The sequence below is a fragment of the Polymorphospora sp. NPDC050346 genome (assembly GCF_040655695.1).
Taxonomy (GTDB): domain Bacteria; phylum Actinomycetota; class Actinomycetes; order Mycobacteriales; family Micromonosporaceae; genus Polymorphospora; species Polymorphospora lycopeni.
In genome coordinates, this window is sequence record NZ_JBFAKM010000063.1 from 1 (window position 1) to 16,322 (window position 16,322).

The following is a 16,322-nucleotide window of genomic DNA, read 5'->3' on the forward strand; positions in this document are numbered from 1 at the left end:
GTTGCCGCGGCGTTCACCGAACTCGCCCAAGCAATCTGACCGCAGCCCCGACACGGGGTTCAACACGCCAACCGATCCGACAACGCAACGGCGCCCAGCTACCTCCTGGCTGAGCACGAGGCGGGGACGGTGCGGGTCGAGGACGTGGACCTCGCAGCCACCCAGTTCCTGGGCATGATCTCCAACTACGTCTTCTGGTGCAGGTGATCTCGGCGGGTCGCCCGGAGTGGATCTTCCCGTTCGCCGGGCTGCGGCCCGCCCAGTTCCGCGGGCTGGTCCGGCTGGTCGCCGAGCGGGGCGGGGACGCGATCGCCGACGGTCGGCCGGGCCACTGTTCGGGGTGTCGCATTCCGCCGCGCACCGGGTCATCGACACCCTCTCGCCCTGGCCCCGGTACGCCGACGCTGGGTCGACCAGATCGCCATCGTCGACGGCGCACCCTCATCCCGACCCGCGACCATCGGCTGGCCGCGCCGAGCAAGAACTACCGCTACAGCACCAACCTGCGGGTCGCCATCGACGCTCACACCCGCCTCGTCGTCGCTCTCGGCGATCCGCAACCCGCAACCGCAACCGCAACCGCACCATCGTCTACCAGACCAGCGGCATCGACCAGAAGTTGGCCGGACGGCCGGTCATGGCCGACGGCGCCTATCGTGGGCTCCCGAGATGATCCGCCACCACGAGATCGACCACTCACTGCACCAGGTTTCCTGGCCACATCCTGCCGAGCAAACCAAAGCACGCTGACGGTGGGATCGGTCGGCCGGTACCGAAAGGAGCTTGCCCCGGCAATGATCACGGTCTACGAGAGCATTGCCGGCGATGTCCTCACCTCGTCCGGCTACAGCCGGGGCAACCTTGGCTGACCTCGACGGAAGCCAACTCCTGGTCGCCCTGTTCGCACTGATCCTGGTCAGCGGCATCGTCCAATCGCTGTCGGGGTTCGGCTTTGCACTGCTCAGCGCACCATTGCTGGCCGCGACAATTGGCGGCCCCCAGGCGATCTCCACCATCCTGATCACCGGAACAGCCTGCGACATCGCCATCCTCGCGATGCGTCGCAGCGTGCCCCGCCCCGACACCAGGGAAGTCCTGACACTCGCCGGCTGGTCAGCTCCGGGAATGCTCGCCGGAGCATGGCTCCTGGCGGCGCTGCCCGCGGTCGGCCTCCAGGTCTTCGTCGCGGCCACGGTGATCGCCGCGGTGGTGCTGCGCCTCCGCACACGAGCGCGTCAGGGCATCGTCAGCGGGCGGTGGGCGATCCCGGCGGGACTCCTGTCGGGCGCGTTCAGCACCTCCACATCCCTGGGTGGCCCGCCTACCGTTTACTACCTCGTCCACCGCGGCTTGAAACCCCACACGATGCGCGACACCCTGGTCACTCTCTCCCTGGTCCGACTCCCGCTGAGCATCATCTCACTCCTTGTCGTGGGCGTCTGGGAGACCTACGCCTACTGGCCCGTACTCATCGTCGCGGCGCTACTAGGACAGCACCTCGGCACACAGGCGTTCCACCGTTTCGGGCACGCGCGCTACGAACACATCGTGCTCGCTCTCCTGACTGCGGCAGCCCTCGTCTCCGTAGCAGCGATCATCCTGCGGTAACGGATCGCGGCTGACCCTCGCCGACCAGCACACATCGGCCTTCGGATTCAACTGGCCCGCCCGATACACGGCAGGACTCCCGTATGCGGGACTGCCTTCAGGCCATTGCCAGACCCGGGGGTCGACTGGCACGCCCAGCCGACCCACTGGGCCAGTGTCGCCCGACCACGGGTATCCAGCTCATCACATTCGCGGGTGTAGTCGGGGCCTGAAGCCTCCGGCTTCCAGGAGTGATCGGGCGATGTAGTGGGTGAGGTTGCGGAAGCCGAGGACGGAGCCGCGCAGGTTGCCCGGCGGTGACCGTGGCCGCATCAGCAGCCAGCCGCACCGCGTCCAGGGGCGCTGTCCACGAGCTTCGGCCCGATTCCAGGGCCACGACCATTGAGTACGGCCAGCCCGGGATCATGATGGTCTGATCCTTGCCTCGTCCGTAGGTGTGACGCAGGATCCGCTGCAGCTGTCAACGACGGTCGAAAAGTGACCCCCTAGCGACGCGGGGGTTCTAGGGCGGATTCAACCGGTCGTCGCAACACCTCGAGTTTGGAGGTGTCGATGGGTCGGCCGGCGGGGTGGATGAAGGCGTTGACGGGCAGGTCGCCGATGAAGTCGCCGGGGAAGCCGTCGCTTCGGCGGGATGTCGAGCGTCTGTTCTGGCACGAGATCACCCGAGGGCTCAGTAGCGAGGAGGCTGCGATCGCGGTCGGCGTGTCGCAGCCGGTGGGCAGCCGTTGGTTCCGGCAGCGTGGCGGGATGCCGTTGTTCATGATCTACCCTGTCACGGGCCGGTATCTGTCATTCCCGGAGCGGGAAGAGATCGCCACGCTGAAAGCCCAAGGTGTCGGGGTGAGGGAGATCGCCCGCCGGCTGGGGCGGGATGCGTCGACCATCTCTCGGGAACTACGCCGTAACGCGGCGACCCGGGGCGGGAAGCTGGACTATCGGGCGTCGGTCGCGCAGTGGAAAGCAGAACTGCTGGCGCGGCGTCCCAAGACCGCGAAGCTGGTCACCAATGATCGGCTGCGTGAGTACGTGCAGCAGCGATTGTCGGGCGAGGTCCGCCGCCGGGACGGGACCGCGGTGCCTGGACCGAAGGCGGCGCCGTGGAAGGGGCGCACGAAGTGGTTCAGCAGGATGGGCCAGCTCCGTCCTATCTGGAGCAGTGGCACGCCACCCCGTCCAGCCTGCCCAGACCAGACCTGATCACGATGAAAATGGCTGTGAGGGTGGTGGTTGGCCGGCCTGGGCTGGCTGACAGGGTTGGTGTCGTGGCCATGGCCTGGGTGTGGCTCATGAAAATGGTGGCCCTCTGCGGGGTGCCCTCAGTGAGATCTGCCCGCCCGGCTCGTGGTTGGGGCGCCGGCCCTGTCCCTCTCGGTGGCTTGATCAGAAGACGGATGCAGCGCTCGCGCATTGACGCTTGGCCCCGGTGAGCCGCTGCGCCATCCTCGGCACCGGCACCAGGAACGCGGGGGCGATCTCCGCCGTACTCAGGCCGCTCGCCGCGTACAGCGTCAACTCGACCCGGGTCGGCTCGGCGAGGTCCGGGTGACAGCATCCGAAGATCATGGTCAGCCGGTCGTCCACCCCCGGCGCCGGCGGCGGCTCCGCGGCCAGTCTGAGCAGCTTCTCGCGGCCGACGGCGTCGCGGCGCAACCGGTCCAGCGCCTTGCGCCAGCCGGTCGTGACCAGGCACCCGGTGGGGCTGTCCGGCACGCCCTCGTCGGGCCAGCGCGAGAGCGCCTCGGCCAGCGCCTCGGACAACGCCTCCTCAGCCCGGTCGAAGTCGCCGAGACGTCGCGTGAGGACACCGAGCATGCGGCGGAGTCCGCCCGCCAGATGCGTTCCACCAGCTCCGACACGTCACCCACCGCACCAGCGTGCACCACCGCGCTCACCCGGCCCCGGACGACCCGCCGCAGGACAACCGCCGCGCGCAGAGCTGAACGCCTGGTCAGGTCAGCGCGGCGACGGCCGCGTGCAGCCACGTGGACGCCGGGGCCTGCACGACGGGCTGCGGTGTGCCGTTGATGGTGGCGGTCAGCGAGTGGTACTTGCCGAGCAGCGCGACATGCCGGGCCACCTGCGGCCCGGGGTCGGCGGCGACGACCTGCCGCCGTACCTCGGTCAGATCCCGCTCACCGCAGCGACTGCCGGCCAGCGCCACCCACCGCGTCGCCAGCTGCCGGGCCTCACGGGAGTCGACCGGTACGCCGGCCTCGGACGCGGCCCTGGCCTGCGCGAGAATCTCGACCTGTTCCGCGACCTCCGCCTCCGTCGACGGGTCGTCCCGCCCATGGTCCGCCGCGTCGGCGAAGGTCTCGCCGAAGTACTGGCGGACCGCCCGCCGGAACCCGGCGTCGCGCACCATGTCGGCCAGCTCGATCCACGCGTCGAGCTGCTCGCCGGTGGGGTCCTCCGGCAGCCGGGGCCGCCACGGGCGCAGGTAGTCGACGAACTCCCGCACGTCGAGGCCGTCGGTGACCTCGGTCCAGAACTCCTCCACGAGTTGCTCACGGTCGTCGTCGGACATCGACGCCAGCCGGTGCACGAGACTCACCTGCCCGGCCTCGCTGTCCTGCCGCACCACCGCCCGCAGCACGGCGCGCCGGGTACGCAACTGCCCCATCTGCCGTTCGACGAGCGCCAGATGAGCGGTCGCGAGATCCCGCATTGTGATCTCGTCGGCCAGCAACCGACGGATCTCGTCCAGCCCCGCGCCCAGGTCCCGCAGCGTACGCACCAGTTCGAGAGCCGCCACGCCCCGCGCGTCGTAGCACCGGTACCCGGCCCCGGTGTACCTGGCCGGCGCGACGATGCCCTCGTCGGCATAGAACCGGATGGCGCTGACACTCAGACCCGTACGCCGGGCCACATCCCCGATCGACAACCACTCGTCCATGGCCATCACCCTGACGTCTCAGGCCGCTGGAGAGTCAACAACGGACCCGGCTAGCCGGTGGCGTTGACGACGGCGGCGATCCGCTCGGGCAGCGGATACACCTGCTCGACCGGCAACCGGGCGGCGGCGGCCCGGTCGTCACCGCTGCGCATCAGGTCCCGGATCTGCCGCACGTCGGAGGTGACGTCGCGGATGGCCACCACCCACTCGTCGACGTACCCGGCGACGGCCGGGCCGGAGAGACCCACCTGCAACGACCGGTACGGCAGTGCCGCCAGGCGCAGGGACCGTTCCGGATCCCACTGCACCCGCACCGGACTGGCCTTGAGCTGCCGCGACCAGGCCGCCCGGTCGGGGTACAGATCCGGGTCGTGGTGACTCAGGCAGGCCCACTCGAACCCCCTTTGCGGCGCAGGTGCCGAGAACGGATCCCTCTCCCACCGGATCCGGCTGGCGGGCCGCGAGGACGAGTTCCGGGAGCTCCACGGCGAGCACCCGCTCCTGGCCCTCCTTGGTGGCCCAGCCGCAGCGGTACATCATCCACAGGAACGACGGCTTGATCCACGTCATCCGTTCCCGTTTGAACGGGGCCACGAAACGGCCCGCCGCCACCGCCGGCTCCGCGATCTGCGGAGAGTACGCCTGGTAGACGGTGATGGTGTCGGCTGAGTATCGGGCACGGATCTGACGCAGGGGTACAGACATCCGCCGATCGTCGCCGCCCGGCCCGGGCACGAGCCACCGAATTCGGCGGCGCGGACCGTCACATCGAGAAGCGGTTCACCCGCTCGGGACGCAGCACGATGCGCACCACTCCTCCGCTGCGCCACTCGTCGACCAGGCTCTGACGCTTCGGGTCGCTCATGTCGTAGTACCGCTCGGCGAGCCGGGTCGCCAACTCCACGCCGCCGTCGTCGTGCAGCGTGACCGGGCCCTCCACCGACACCCAGTGCTCGGGCTCACCGGCCGGCGCGGCCACGACCACGGAGGCCCGTGGCCGCTCACGGAGACGCTCCAGCTTCGGCGCGTCCGGCAGCGAAAACATCTGGAGGTCACCGTCGTCGGAGACCTCGAACCACACCGGGCGCGGCGCCGGCCAGCGGTCCCCCCGGGGCGCCACGGTGAGGAAGGCGTGCAGCGGCCGGGCGAGCAGGGCGAGATCCTCGTCGCGGAACATGACATCCAGCTTAAGGCGTGTTTCATGAGGGCGGTCGAGCCGAGGCGGAGTCCGGGCGGCGATCCGGCAAGGCGGGACGGCGTAGCCCTGCGTCGCCTCGGCGGGCAGCCCACACCGCCGATCCCGGTCGAGGCGCTGGCCGCCGGCGACGCCGCCGACGACTGGAGTTACCAGGAGGCGGCAGGTGTTTCCCGAGCGACCCCAACCACCACTCGGAGATCATGGCTGCAGACCCTGATCTCCGCCACCAATCCAACAAGTTGGTGTTTCCGGCCTGACCCATCAGGCGTTGTGCCTGGTGAGGAGGGTGCCGTGATGACCGCGACACTGAACGAGCACACCGGAGGCAGGAAGCGGCCTGAACCGACGGCGGAGGCGAAGGCCGCTGCCGAGTTGGTCCGGGCCGCGAAGGAACAGGGGCTGTCGTTGATCCCGGGGATGGTGTCGAGCCGGGCGATGATGTGGGCGAAGGGTTGGATCTCGTGGTCGATTCTCTCCGTCAGGCCGTCGATCGTTGCCGCGGCTGTGTCGATGCGGTCGAGCATGGTCCGGCAAAAGACGCAGCGCCAGCACCGCGATCCCGGCACGGAAGAGCAGCGCCTCGCCCACGTAACGCCGTCCCACCATCCGGACTTGCAGACCGACAAGGGACACCATGATCCAACCAGCCCGGACAGGGCGGGTCGCCGCTGGACAGGCCCGGGACGCGAGGGATGGTCGTCGCACGAGCACCCACCGAGCACCCAACCATTCACAAGGGACGAAACAAGCAAGGGGCCCCTGCGCCACGCTTTGACCGCCCGTCTGGCCGCGGCCGGGTTGACCGGTGACGCCGCGTTCGACTTCGTCGTGGCCGTACACGAACTGGTCACCAACGCGGTACGTCACGGCGGTGGCCACGGCCGGCTCGAACTGAGCCTGCAGGACCGCACCCTGATCTGCTCGATCAGCGACCACGGTTCCGGCGTGAGCGGCCTGCCCGCCGGGCCGCCGCCGAACGACCGGCCCGGCGGCCGCGGCCTCTACCTGGCCCGCCAGCTGACCGGAGCGTTACTGATCGACCAGCGCGGTGACGGCGTCACCGCCACCGTCACCGTCGAGCTACCGGCCGCCGCCTGAACTCACCGCGCCAGGTGCGCATCGGCGCTCGCCCCACACCGCCGCTGCGCCGTCCGTCCGTCGATGCGCTCCTGAGGAGCCTCGGCTGGTCCGCCGAGAAAATCTGGTCTCCGGCGGCTAGACATTGTCGGTTGGGTTGGGTAGTGTTGCTTGCGTTGACGACGGAGATCGGTAAAAGACGCCGACGAAACAGGCCGAGTGTCAAGCAGGCCCGGAACCTTTCGTGGCTCGCTCGGTAACTGCGGTGGAAGCGCATCACCGCACGCAGCAAGGTAAGGCAAGTGCAGGTCAAGACCTTGACGTAACTCCAGGTCAGGGCAACCGCAGGCAGGGCCGATGCAGGTTCGGGGCTCCGCCTGATGCAGGAAAGATCCGCTGTACGTGTGCGGAGCCGTGAAGTTACGTGGGGCTCCGACATCGGCGGGCAGTACCACAGGTAATGGAAGAAGAGGAAAGGGAGGGCTGGACGCCGTTGGATCGCCCGCCGTCAGGACGTAGTTGCAGTTCTGCGGTGGACACCGTAGTCCCATCGAACGTGAGGTGGTGGTCTCCGGTCACGCTTATGCGATCCTCACCCCGCCTGCCGCTGATAGCGGCATGGTGCGGAAACGAGAACCCGACGAACCTGTCGGTAGATGGTGTATTCAACCCGTAACCCTGGGCCCCGGCACGTGCTGCGCCGGGGCCCTCGTCATGGAGAGGTATGTATGGCCCAACCCGACGACATGCTCAACGACGACAACTACCCCGCCTACACCATGGGCCGCGCCGCCGAGATCGTGGGCGCCTCGCAGGACTTCCTGCGCCGCCTCGACGAGGCGAAACTGATCATCCCGTTCCGCTCCACCGGCGGACACCGCCGCTACTCCCGCTACCAACTGCGCCTGGCCGCACGAGCCCGGGAGATGGTCGACCACGGCACCGCCCTCGAAGCCGCCTGCCGGATCATCATCCTCGAAGACCAACTCGAAGAAGCCCTCCAGCACAACCAGAACCACCAGCGCCGCCAGCAAGCCGGCGCCGCCTGACCCACGCCTCACGGTCCTTCTCCACCCTTGAGAGGGACCGTTTGTCGTACCCGAATCCCCCGCGGCCAGCAAGAAGGCGCTTTTGACAGCCCATCAAGGCGAGCGCGACGCGGTGCTGACACAACACACCCGCGGCCAGCACGCCGGACACCACCGGCCGGGCCGATGAGCCGGCAGCGGGGATTCCGGGCGCCGGGCTGATGCTGTGACAGGGACCGCGCACATGGGGCGCTGGCGGGACTGGCATCTGTGCTAGACTTCTCCCAGTTGCAGTTTTGATTTCCTTAGACGTTTTCGGCGCCTGATGGGGTTATCTGAACCCATCCAGGCGCTTTTTTCGTTTGTCGTGTCGGTTCCGGCGCGGGTGATCAACGCGGCGGCGTAAGGGCCCGCGCAGTGCGGTCTCTAACAGCCTGCGAAGGAGCAGACATGGCTACAGGTACCGTGAAGTGGTTCAACGGCGACAAGGGCTTCGGTTTCATCACCCAGGACGGCGGCGGCGCCGACGTCTTCGCCCACTTCTCCGCGATCTCGGCGAGCGGCTTCCGCAGCCTCGATGAGAACCAGCGGGTGGAGTTCGACATCACCCAGGGCCAGAAGGGCCTGCAGGCGGAGAACATCCGCTCGCTCTGATCCGCAACTTCGCGAACGGCGGCCCGACTGGTTCAGCGGGCCGCCGTTCGGCGTTCCCCCGCCTCCAAGGTCTTCGGATCCACCAAGACGGAGCCGCCATCCGCCGGATCGGGCCGGGCACAAGGGATGCTCGTCGCACGAGCACCATCCGAGCACCCATACGTCCATAAGGGACGGAAACAAAAGGCGCCCAACCCGCGTTTCCGCAGGTCAGACGCCTTCCGATCTTGTGCGCCCGAAGGGACTCGAACCCCTAACCTTCTGATCCGTAGTGAAGTCCAGCGGCGCCCGGTCGGGTCCGAACCAATCCGGCCGCGTCCCCGCAGGTCCGGGCAAACATCGCCTCAAGCGAATGCCCGGCGCGGCCACTGGATCGGCAGCAATCCGCCCCTATCCTGCCATGTCCGCGCCAGTTCCCCGGCGTCCGAGCACCCACAGAGCAACACCCTGTTGCATTGAGCGTTCTCGCGCCTTCGGCGGCCCAGATCTTCCCGATGTGGGGCTACCACCGTATGCACGGCGAACTTCTCATCCTTGGTTTGAAGGTCGCCGCCTCGACCGTCTGGGAGATCCTGAAAGACGCCGGGATCGGCCCGAAACCCGAACGCACCCACACCACCTGGGCGACGTTCCTGCACTTCAAAGCCCAGGCTCTCATCGCCACCGACTTCTTCGAAACCCACGGTCAGCTTCGAGGGCCTCGGGTCGGTTGTCCTGACCGGCGCCCGCCTGTACGTCTTGGCGGTCATCGAGCACGCCACCCGCCGGGTCCGGATCCTCGGCGTGACCGGCCACCCGACCGCCACATAGGTGCCCAGGCCGCCAGGAACCTAGGCATGGACCTCGAAGACACCATCAGGTGCAATACCTGATCCGTGACCGGGACGGCATATACCCGCAGTGTTCGACACCATCCTCGCCGACTCCGAGTCGACGTCGCGCTCAGCGGCGTCCGGATCCCACCAGCGCACGCAACGACGGCATCCACACGGCGCTACTGGATCGGCACTGGCTGCCACCCCTCATCACCGCCTGACCGTCACAGCGAGTGCCATCTGTCAGGATCACCCCCTGAATGGACACGGCCATCAGAGCCTCAGGGTCGACCCTGACGATGCCCCACGCAGCGGATCCACCCTGGACCCCAAGCAGCCTGCATTTACCTCATCGGGCATTCGGCCCCAGGGCGGTCGCGATTTCCGCCTTCAATGATTCGACGTCGTCTTCATCGCACTGGAGAACGGCATGAAAGAAGGGACCCTTCCCGTAATACTTAGCGTCATAGGACGTCGCCCAACGACGGCCAGCGTCAACAAGGATACTAAAGAGGACCTCTCTTTCCTTGCCATTTTCCCGCAGAACACGAGGAGCATTCTCGATTACAACCAGATAGCGATCGGCCGAGAGCCAACGGAGATCGCGGAGGCACTCCGAGAGAGCCGGCCAGTTCCATCCGAAGTAACTTGGAAACAGGAGCGCATCAGAGAACTGCTCGAACACACCGTCCGAGTCCGCCATGGCAGCGCCGTCCAGACGAGCCACAGCCATGATACCAGGTGGCGGAATGGCTTCCCTCCAAGGCACCAGGGCGCCATTGGAATGAACTTGGACATGAGGTTCAGAACTTTTCCACATTTTATGACCCCGGTATGGCTACGATGAACGTTTGATAGTGGGTGGGAGAGTAGTAGATGGAGCCATTCGAACCTGTAACGATTCGCTCATTGCCTGGATTGGGATTATTGCGCGACTGAACCGTCCCCCACTCTCGATAGGTAATCACTTCACCTGAACTGTCGTAGTGCGGGAGGACGTACGCACCATTCCTGCCGTCATTCTTGAAATGCTCCGGGACTAATGGCCCCATCAGTTGACCACCTGGGCCATGGTCAGTCACCCCGTATCTCTGGATATCACGAATTACCAACTGGGACTCTTCAGGAATGGACCTCGGGATCCACCCCCTCAGCGTAGAGGTGTTACCCAAGATCGCACCCTGCGGGGCACGGCCGCCGGTCGCGGCCGAGAACACCGCCGCCAACGCTACAGCCTGGGTGTCCTCGCAGTCGTCCATGCACTGGCCCGCGATGCCGGCCAGTGCACCGACGGCCATCAGGCAGGCGGGTCCGGCACCGGTGCCTGCGCAGAGAACGGCGCCGACAGTGGCCACGACGGTGGAAGCCACCAGCCCGTCCAGCGCCTCCCAGTAGTCCTTCATAGTGGGGATTCCGTACAGGGCCCGCTTTATGCGGAGCATGATGGCGTTATACGCGGGTGAGCCGGGTACGTTCCATGTGTCTGGGCTAAGCCTCTGGACCATCTTGATGTAATCGTGTAGTTGCCGCGCCTTTTCGTCGGGGATGGTCGGCACGTTCGCTGTGGGGTTCTGGCCGGAGCCTGTGCCTCCCGTGGCCTGTCCCGCGCTCGTGTTTTGTCCGCCGCCGCCGCTTTGCTCACAGCGGCGTTGGGCGGTGCCGGTGTAGTTGAAGCACGGGTCTGGGGCCGGGGTTCCTGCGCTACCGCCGCCGTCTGTGGGGCTGTGGGCGATCAGCCCGCTGGGGTCGCTCATGGTGACGGGGGTGCTGTTGCTGTACGTGTATCCGTTCCAGGACTGTGGGTCTCGCTGGTTGAAGATTGGGTCGACGGAGACAAACCGGCCGGTGGTTGGGTCGTACTCGCGGGCGCCGAGGTGGGTCAGGCCGGTGTTGTCGGTGGTGCCGCCGACGAAGCCTCTGTCGTTGGCCCAGGTCGGGCTGCCGCCTCGCGGGTTGCCGTACGGAGTTTGTCTGCGCACGGTGGCGGTCTGTGCGGCGTTGGCGCTGACCGACACGTTCGCCGTGCCCTGGTGATCGGAGGCCAGCCAGGTGAGACCGGCGGCCGTTCGTGAGGCGACGAGGGATCCGCCGTAGGTGTAGTAGCGGGTGCAGGTGGTGTCTGCGGTGGTGTTCGTGTAGCGGAGCTCCTGGCCGGGAAGGTACAGGGTCTTTCCGGCCGGATCACGGCGGATGAGCCGGTTGCCGTCCGCGTCGTAGATGTACGTGGTGGTCCCGGTCGAGTCGGTGCTGGATTCCAGCTTTCCCTCGGGGTTCCAGGTGAGCACCTGCGATCCGGTGCCGCTCGGGCAGGTGTTCGTGGTTGTTCCTGCGGGTCGGCAGATTGTGTTGCCGGATTCGTCGTACCGGTAGTTCTGGGTCAGCGAACCGGTCGTGGTCTGCGACAACGCGTGTGGTTGTGCTGCCTGGGCGGCCGGGTAGTCGTAGGTCGTGGTGGTGTCGCCGGCGCTGGTGTGTACGGTCTGGGTCTCGCGGTTCCCGACCAGGTCGAACGTCCAGGAGTGCCAGTAGGGTGCCGGGCCGCTGAGGGCGGTCGCCGAGGGGGCGGCGGTGCAGTCGCCGCTGCTCGGTGTCCAGGCGTCGGTGAGGCGGCGCAGGTAGTCGTACGTGAAGCACTGTGTGTCGTCGACCGGGTTCGGTGCGGTGTCCACCGCCTTCTTGATGTTGCCGGCGTGGTCGTAGGTGTAATGGATGTCGGAAAGCGTGTGGGGAGCGACGGTGTCCCGGTCGACCCGCACGCCGGTGAGCCGTCCTGTCTCCAGTTCGCGGGTGAACCTCTGCCACATGCGGCCGCCCGCGGTGTCGTCGGTGTCGAGTGTGAGCTGGTCGAGTTCGCCGAGGGCGTTGTACGCCGTGCCCGCCACGTAGGACAGGTTCGTCGAGCCGTACAGCGAGGTCATCGTGATTGCCTGGCCGAGCGCGTCGTATGTGTAGGACAGCGTTTCGGCCGGCAGGTCACCGCCGGTGGACGGCATGCTCGTCGAGGCGAGACTCCCATCGACGTTGTACGTGTTGGAGAAGTTGTAGATGCCGGCCAGATGGGTTTCGGAGGCGGGGATGATTACCTGGGTCTCGCTCGGCTGGTACTGGTCCGTGTAGCCGGTGATCCTCGTCTGGTAGGCGGCGCCCCCGACGAATCGGGTCGACTGCGACAGCCGGCCCTTGGCGATCGTGTCGTAGATCCACTGTGCGCGCATGGTGCCGCCGACGGCGTTGTCGTACGTCGCGCGTTTGCGGCCCAGCGGGTCGTAGAGGTACGCCAGTTTCTTGCCTCGGGCGTCGGTGGACGAGGTGAGCCGGTCGCCGGCGTCGTAGGTGAGGGTGGTGACGCCGGTGTCCGGATCGGTCGTCTTGGTTTGGCGCCCCTGTAGGTCGTATTCGTAGAGCCACTCGTTACCCATGGAGTCTGTGATCTGGGCGAGTTGCGCTTTCCGGTTGTAGGCGTAGGAGGTGGTGTCCCAGGAGCCGGCGGTGGCCGGGGTCGGGGTGGTGCCGTGATACTGGCGTACCGCGACGGTCCGGTCCCGGGCGTCGGTGAGTGTGGAGGTCGCGGTGCCTCCAGCGGGTGGGGTCACGTCGGTGCGGTCGCCGGCGTAGTAGACGGACGTTTGCCAGCGTGCCACGTCGTAGGGCTGGAATATCGAGGCGGTGGGGCGTCCGGCTCCGTCGAAGACGGTCCGGGACTGGGTTGGCACGAGCGCCTGTTCGGTCGCGGTCACCAGCGTCGTACCGGGTGCGCCGTCGGCGTGGTAGCTGCCGAACGTCTTCACCTCGCGGCCTGCGGTGTCGTAGAAGGTGTCGGTGAGGAGCCGGCCGCCCGAGGGTGAGGTTGACTGGGTCTGCCGGACTCGCAGTAGGCCGTCGTACAGGGCGTAGATGGTGTTGTACGCACCGGCCGGGTTCAGCCGGGAGGAGGACACCACGGTGGCGGCGTCGTTGCGGATCAGGTAGCTGAAGGTGGCGTTGGCCGACTGGGTCGCCTTGTTCCGGCCAGGCAACCATACGGCGGTCAGCCGGCCGAGGCCGTCGTACGCGAGATCGGTCCGCTTGTCGTTGGGATCGACGATCGAGGTGTTGATGCCCCACGCCGGGTTCACCGTCGTCGTGGCCTCGTGCAGCACCGGATTGGTGACCTTGGTAGCGGTCACCGGGCCACCGGTGGTGGGGGTGTACGCGGTGGTGGTCTTGGCGTTCAACGCGTCCCAGGACCCGGTCACCCGCCCGTACGCGTCGTAGGCCCCCTTTGACACGGTGGCGAAGGTGGGGGCGCCCGCGTTCCAGGCCGTCATCTTCTCGGTCTTCGTCGCCAGGCCACGGGTGGGCGCGGTCTCGAAGGCCTCCCCGTCGAAGCTGGTCCGCTCCTCGGTGATCACGTCGGCGTCGGTCAGGGTGCCGGTCGTGGCCGAACACGGCACCGCGTAGGTCTGGGTGCGGTGGGCCTTGTCCATGAGCCAGAGGGTGTCGTTGCGTGGGGTGTAGTCGATCTTCTGGCACTGCTCGTCGCCGTTGACGCCGTCGTGGCCGAGGTCGTCGACCTGGACGGCCATGCCGAGCGAGTCGTAGGTGGTGGTGGTCCTGGTGACCCGCTCGCCGCGTCCCTGGTCCAGGGTGGTGTAGGTGCGGGTGGTGGCGATCCGGGCGAACCTCGCGGTGACGGTGTCACCGTTGATGGTGCGGGTCGCGGTCGCGGCGGAGCCCCACGGGTCGCTGGTCTCGCGGTACACCACCGGTCCGCCGGGGCCGTTGAAGGTCTTGACCTCGCGGGTCATGCCGGCGAACCAGTCCTCGTCGGCGAACCCGTCGATGGTGACCGACTTGGTGCCTCCCGATGGCGCGGCCCGGTCGCCGTTCATGCCTCGGAAGTAGCGGGTCTCGGTGTAGGTCTGCTCTCCCGGGTCGCCGGTGGTCACCGCGACTCGGCCGTAGCCGCGGAAGCTCGACCACGTCTTGTACCGCTTCTCGATCAGACCGTCGTCGTCGCTGTGGTGCCACGCGGCGCCGTCGAGGTATCTGTAGCTGTGGACCACGCGGGGGCTGCCCTTCGGCGGTGCGCCGCCGGTGTTGTCCTGCTCGTAGACCGTGGTGACCACGTATTTGTGGAACCAGTCGGTGACCGGGTTGGTGTAGCCCTCGGGGACCCATACCGACGGGTAGCAGCGCCTCGTGTTCGTCTCCGGTGTCGGCGTCTGGCCGGCCACGCAGTCCGGGTCGGAGTAGGTGACGTTGATGGTGCCGCCGGTCTCCGTCCGGATCCTGGCGATCCGCCACCAGTTCATCGCCGCCGCGTAGTCGGGGGTCATGTCCACACGGTTGGCCAACTGCACCCCGGTGAACTCGATGTCGGGCACGGTCGTGGTCGTGCCGACCAGGCCGGCGTGGGAGATTTTCGACAGCCACAGGCCGGCTCGGGTCCCGTCACCCGGGTCGGGGAACGTGTGGGTCAGGGTCCAGCGCTCGACGTCGGAGTAGTCGTCGGCGGAGCGGATCTGGGTGGTGACCGTGGCGAGCCGCTGGGTGGTCCAGAAGGTGGGCGAGAACACGGTGCCGCAGTTGGTGCCGGTGCACTGCTGGTCCCAGGGTGTGTCCGGCCAGTGCACCGCGTCGCGGGTGGCGCAGCCGGACAGACAGCGGTCCTCCACCCCGAAGACCACCTGTGCCGGCGCCGGAGTGTTCAGCACCGACTCGACCCCGCCGTCGCGGCGCGTGCCGTACGAGATGCGGGTCAGATATCCGGCGCGGTCGTACGATGCGGCGTCGTTGGCGTTCAGGTTGCGGCCGTACTTGTTGGTCTCCTTCATGTACCAGTACGAGGCGGAGTTGCCGTGCACGTCGACCACGTAGTCGAGGTTCCACCGCCATGCCTGGACGCAGTCGGAGTCGATGAAGGCGGTGGCGTGGCAGGGCTCGTTTGGCTCGTTGCCGAACACCGGTGCGGTCAGTGTGGAGTTGGTGACCGGGTTTCCGGAGGCCCATCCGGGCAGCCTGTTGACGCCGAACCAGTACTGGGTGCCGTCGGTGGTGGTCACCACCCAGTACTCGCCGTTGTTGTCACCGTTGCTGGCGCCCGTCTTGCGCTCGATCCGGGATCCGTCGTCCGAGCGTAGGTGCCAGCGTTCCTCGGTGGCGTTGTAGAGCAGCTCGCCGGAGTGTCCGCCGAGGGAGAGGGTGGCGTTGTCGGTCTCCCAGCACAGGTCACTGGTCTTCGTGCTGTTGTTGGCCGAACCTTCCATGTCCTGGCCGCAGTTGACGTACCGGCGTTCGATGAATCCTCCGGGATCCGCTTCGAATCCCTCGCCCGCCCACGACGGCTGGTTGTTGCTCGCGGCCTGCCTACCGTCGACTGACTGGGACGAGTAGGTCAGGGCCAGGGCCGGCGCAGGTCCACCGAGCGATGGCGGCACCCTCATCGGGTACGACCAGTTGAACGAGCCGGAGTTCCCGCCCGCCGTCCAGGTCGATGAGGGCTGGAGCGAGGTGGCCTTGTAGTCGCCCGCGGCACCGGAATCGCCGGCCGTCACGGCCACCAGGTTGCTGGTTCCGGAGACCGGTACGACGGCGGTGACCGCCCGAGCCTCAGGGTCGTTGGTCGACCGCAGCGGCGTGCCCACACATGCCTTCGTGTCCGGATCGGTCAGCGCACAGGCGGGCATCGACACCATCCGCAGCCGGCCGGCCCAGTCTGCTCCGTAGGCGGTGGCGAACTTCGCGTAGTCCACCGTCAGCCGCGCGCTTCCTGCGCTCGCGAGGCCGTCGCTCCGGCTTACCCGGAGCAGTACGCCTCGGATCTTTGTCCGTTCGGTTGTCGCCCGGTCCAGTACCTCGACCCGTACCCGCGCCGGAACGTCGGCGGGTGCGAGCGCGTGGCCCGCTGCGGAGGCTGCGGCCGTGCCCGCCGCCTCGACGCTCACCGGGAGGTCTCCTGCTCTTACCGGCCGCGTGACCGCACCTGCGGCGAGATTGACCTCGGCGGTGCCGGCGGCCGGCCAGACCGGGGCTGGTTGACGGCTCGCGTCGGGCATCACGGC

General features: G+C 67.4%; 11 protein-coding genes and 4 pseudogenes. 8 read left to right on the plus strand and 7 right to left on the minus strand.

Going from position 1 to position 16,322, the window contains the following annotated elements; genetic code table 11:
* The first annotated feature begins 129 nt into the window (after positions 1–129).
* From AB0I42_RS35310 to AB0I42_RS35320, 3 genes and pseudogenes are all read left to right on the plus strand, one after another.
* Positions 130–207, plus strand: a complete 78-nt coding sequence (locus AB0I42_RS35310) for a TetR/AcrR family transcriptional regulator C-terminal domain-containing protein (RefSeq protein WP_357544136.1) — start codon at positions 130–132, stop codon at positions 205–207.
* Positions 198–661 (plus strand): annotated as a pseudogene (locus AB0I42_RS35315) (transposase); the annotation flags it as partial. The gene AB0I42_RS35310 and the pseudogene AB0I42_RS35315, both read left to right, overlap by 10 nt.
* A 200-nt stretch (positions 662–861) precedes the next feature.
* Positions 862–1,608, plus strand: coding sequence for a TSUP family transporter (locus AB0I42_RS35320; RefSeq protein ID WP_357544123.1), 747 nt, complete (start codon positions 862–864; stop codon positions 1,606–1,608).
* A 286-nt stretch (positions 1,609–1,894) separates the two neighbouring features.
* On the opposite strand, the pseudogene AB0I42_RS35325 reads toward AB0I42_RS35320, so the two are convergent.
* Positions 1,895–2,062, minus strand: a pseudogene (locus AB0I42_RS35325) (transposase); the annotation flags it as partial.
* A gap of 119 nt (positions 2,063–2,181) precedes the next feature.
* Between AB0I42_RS35325 and AB0I42_RS35330 the strand changes: the two are divergent.
* Positions 2,182–2,721, plus strand: a pseudogene (locus AB0I42_RS35330) (helix-turn-helix domain-containing protein); the annotation flags it as partial.
* A gap of 270 nt (positions 2,722–2,991) precedes the next feature.
* Here the strand turns inward: AB0I42_RS35330 and AB0I42_RS35335 are convergent.
* The 4 genes and pseudogenes from AB0I42_RS35335 to AB0I42_RS35350 form a co-directional block, all read right to left on the minus strand.
* Positions 2,992–3,423: a hypothetical protein gene (locus tag AB0I42_RS35335; RefSeq protein WP_357544124.1), complete on the minus strand. Its 432-nt coding sequence runs from the start codon at positions 3,421–3,423 to the stop codon at positions 2,992–2,994.
* Positions 3,424–3,559: 136 nt separating this feature from the next.
* Complete coding sequence (locus AB0I42_RS35340) at positions 3,560–4,507, minus strand: MerR family transcriptional regulator (RefSeq protein ID WP_357544125.1); 948 nt, start codon at positions 4,505–4,507, stop codon at positions 3,560–3,562.
* 50 nt (positions 4,508–4,557) lie between these two features.
* Positions 4,558–5,212: pseudogene (locus tag AB0I42_RS35345) on the minus strand (DUF4291 domain-containing protein).
* Positions 5,213–5,270: 58 nt separating this feature from the next.
* Complete coding sequence (locus tag AB0I42_RS35350) at positions 5,271–5,684, minus strand: pyridoxamine 5'-phosphate oxidase family protein (RefSeq protein WP_357544126.1); 414 nt, start codon at positions 5,682–5,684, stop codon at positions 5,271–5,273.
* 24 nt (positions 5,685–5,708) lie between these two features.
* On the opposite strand from AB0I42_RS35350, the gene AB0I42_RS35355 reads away from it, so the two are divergent.
* From AB0I42_RS35355 to AB0I42_RS35370, 4 genes are all read left to right on the plus strand, one after another.
* On the plus strand, positions 5,709–6,803 hold the full coding sequence (locus AB0I42_RS35355; protein ID WP_357544127.1) for an ATP-binding protein: 1,095 nt from the start codon (positions 5,709–5,711) through the stop codon (positions 6,801–6,803).
* Positions 6,804–7,510: 707 nt separating this feature from the next.
* On the plus strand, positions 7,511–7,831 hold the full coding sequence (locus tag AB0I42_RS35360) for a MerR family transcriptional regulator (protein WP_357544128.1): 321 nt from the start codon (positions 7,511–7,513) through the stop codon (positions 7,829–7,831).
* 429 nt (positions 7,832–8,260) lie between these two features.
* A complete protein-coding gene (locus tag AB0I42_RS35365) occupies positions 8,261–8,464 on the plus strand; it encodes a cold-shock protein (RefSeq protein ID WP_088981566.1) in 204 nt (67 codons plus the stop codon).
* Between the two features lie 455 nt (positions 8,465–8,919).
* Positions 8,920–9,336, plus strand: a complete 417-nt coding sequence (locus AB0I42_RS35370) for a hypothetical protein (RefSeq protein ID WP_357544129.1) — start codon at positions 8,920–8,922, stop codon at positions 9,334–9,336.
* A 292-nt stretch (positions 9,337–9,628) separates the two neighbouring features.
* On the opposite strand, the gene AB0I42_RS35375 is transcribed toward AB0I42_RS35370, so the two are convergent.
* Together AB0I42_RS35375 and AB0I42_RS35380 are read right to left on the minus strand one after the other, a co-directional pair.
* Positions 9,629–10,006, minus strand: a complete 378-nt coding sequence (locus AB0I42_RS35375) for a barstar family protein (protein WP_357544130.1) — start codon at positions 10,004–10,006, stop codon at positions 9,629–9,631.
* 94 nt (positions 10,007–10,100) lie between these two features.
* Complete coding sequence (locus AB0I42_RS35380) at positions 10,101–16,205, minus strand: RHS repeat-associated core domain-containing protein (RefSeq protein ID WP_357544131.1); 6,105 nt, start codon at positions 16,203–16,205, stop codon at positions 10,101–10,103.
* Positions 16,206–16,322: the final 117 nt, after the last annotated feature.

Excerpts from the sequence above, each read along its gene's own strand:
- AB0I42_RS35335 (WP_357544124.1), bottom strand. The coding sequence starts at position 3,423 with ATGCTCGGTGTCCTCACGCGACGTCTCGGCGACTTCGACCGGGCTGAG.
- AB0I42_RS35340 (WP_357544125.1), bottom strand. The coding sequence starts at position 4,507 with ATGGACGAGTGGTTGTCGATCGGGGATGTGGCCCGGCGTACGGGTCTG.
- AB0I42_RS35350 (WP_357544126.1), bottom strand. The coding sequence starts at position 5,684 with ATGTTCCGCGACGAGGATCTCGCCCTGCTCGCCCGGCCGCTGCACGCC.
- AB0I42_RS35355 (WP_357544127.1), top strand. The coding sequence starts at position 5,709 with ATGAGGGCGGTCGAGCCGAGGCGGAGTCCGGGCGGCGATCCGGCAAGG.
- AB0I42_RS35360 (WP_357544128.1), top strand. The coding sequence starts at position 7,511 with ATGGCCCAACCCGACGACATGCTCAACGACGACAACTACCCCGCCTAC.
- AB0I42_RS35365 (WP_088981566.1), top strand. The coding sequence starts at position 8,261 with ATGGCTACAGGTACCGTGAAGTGGTTCAACGGCGACAAGGGCTTCGGT.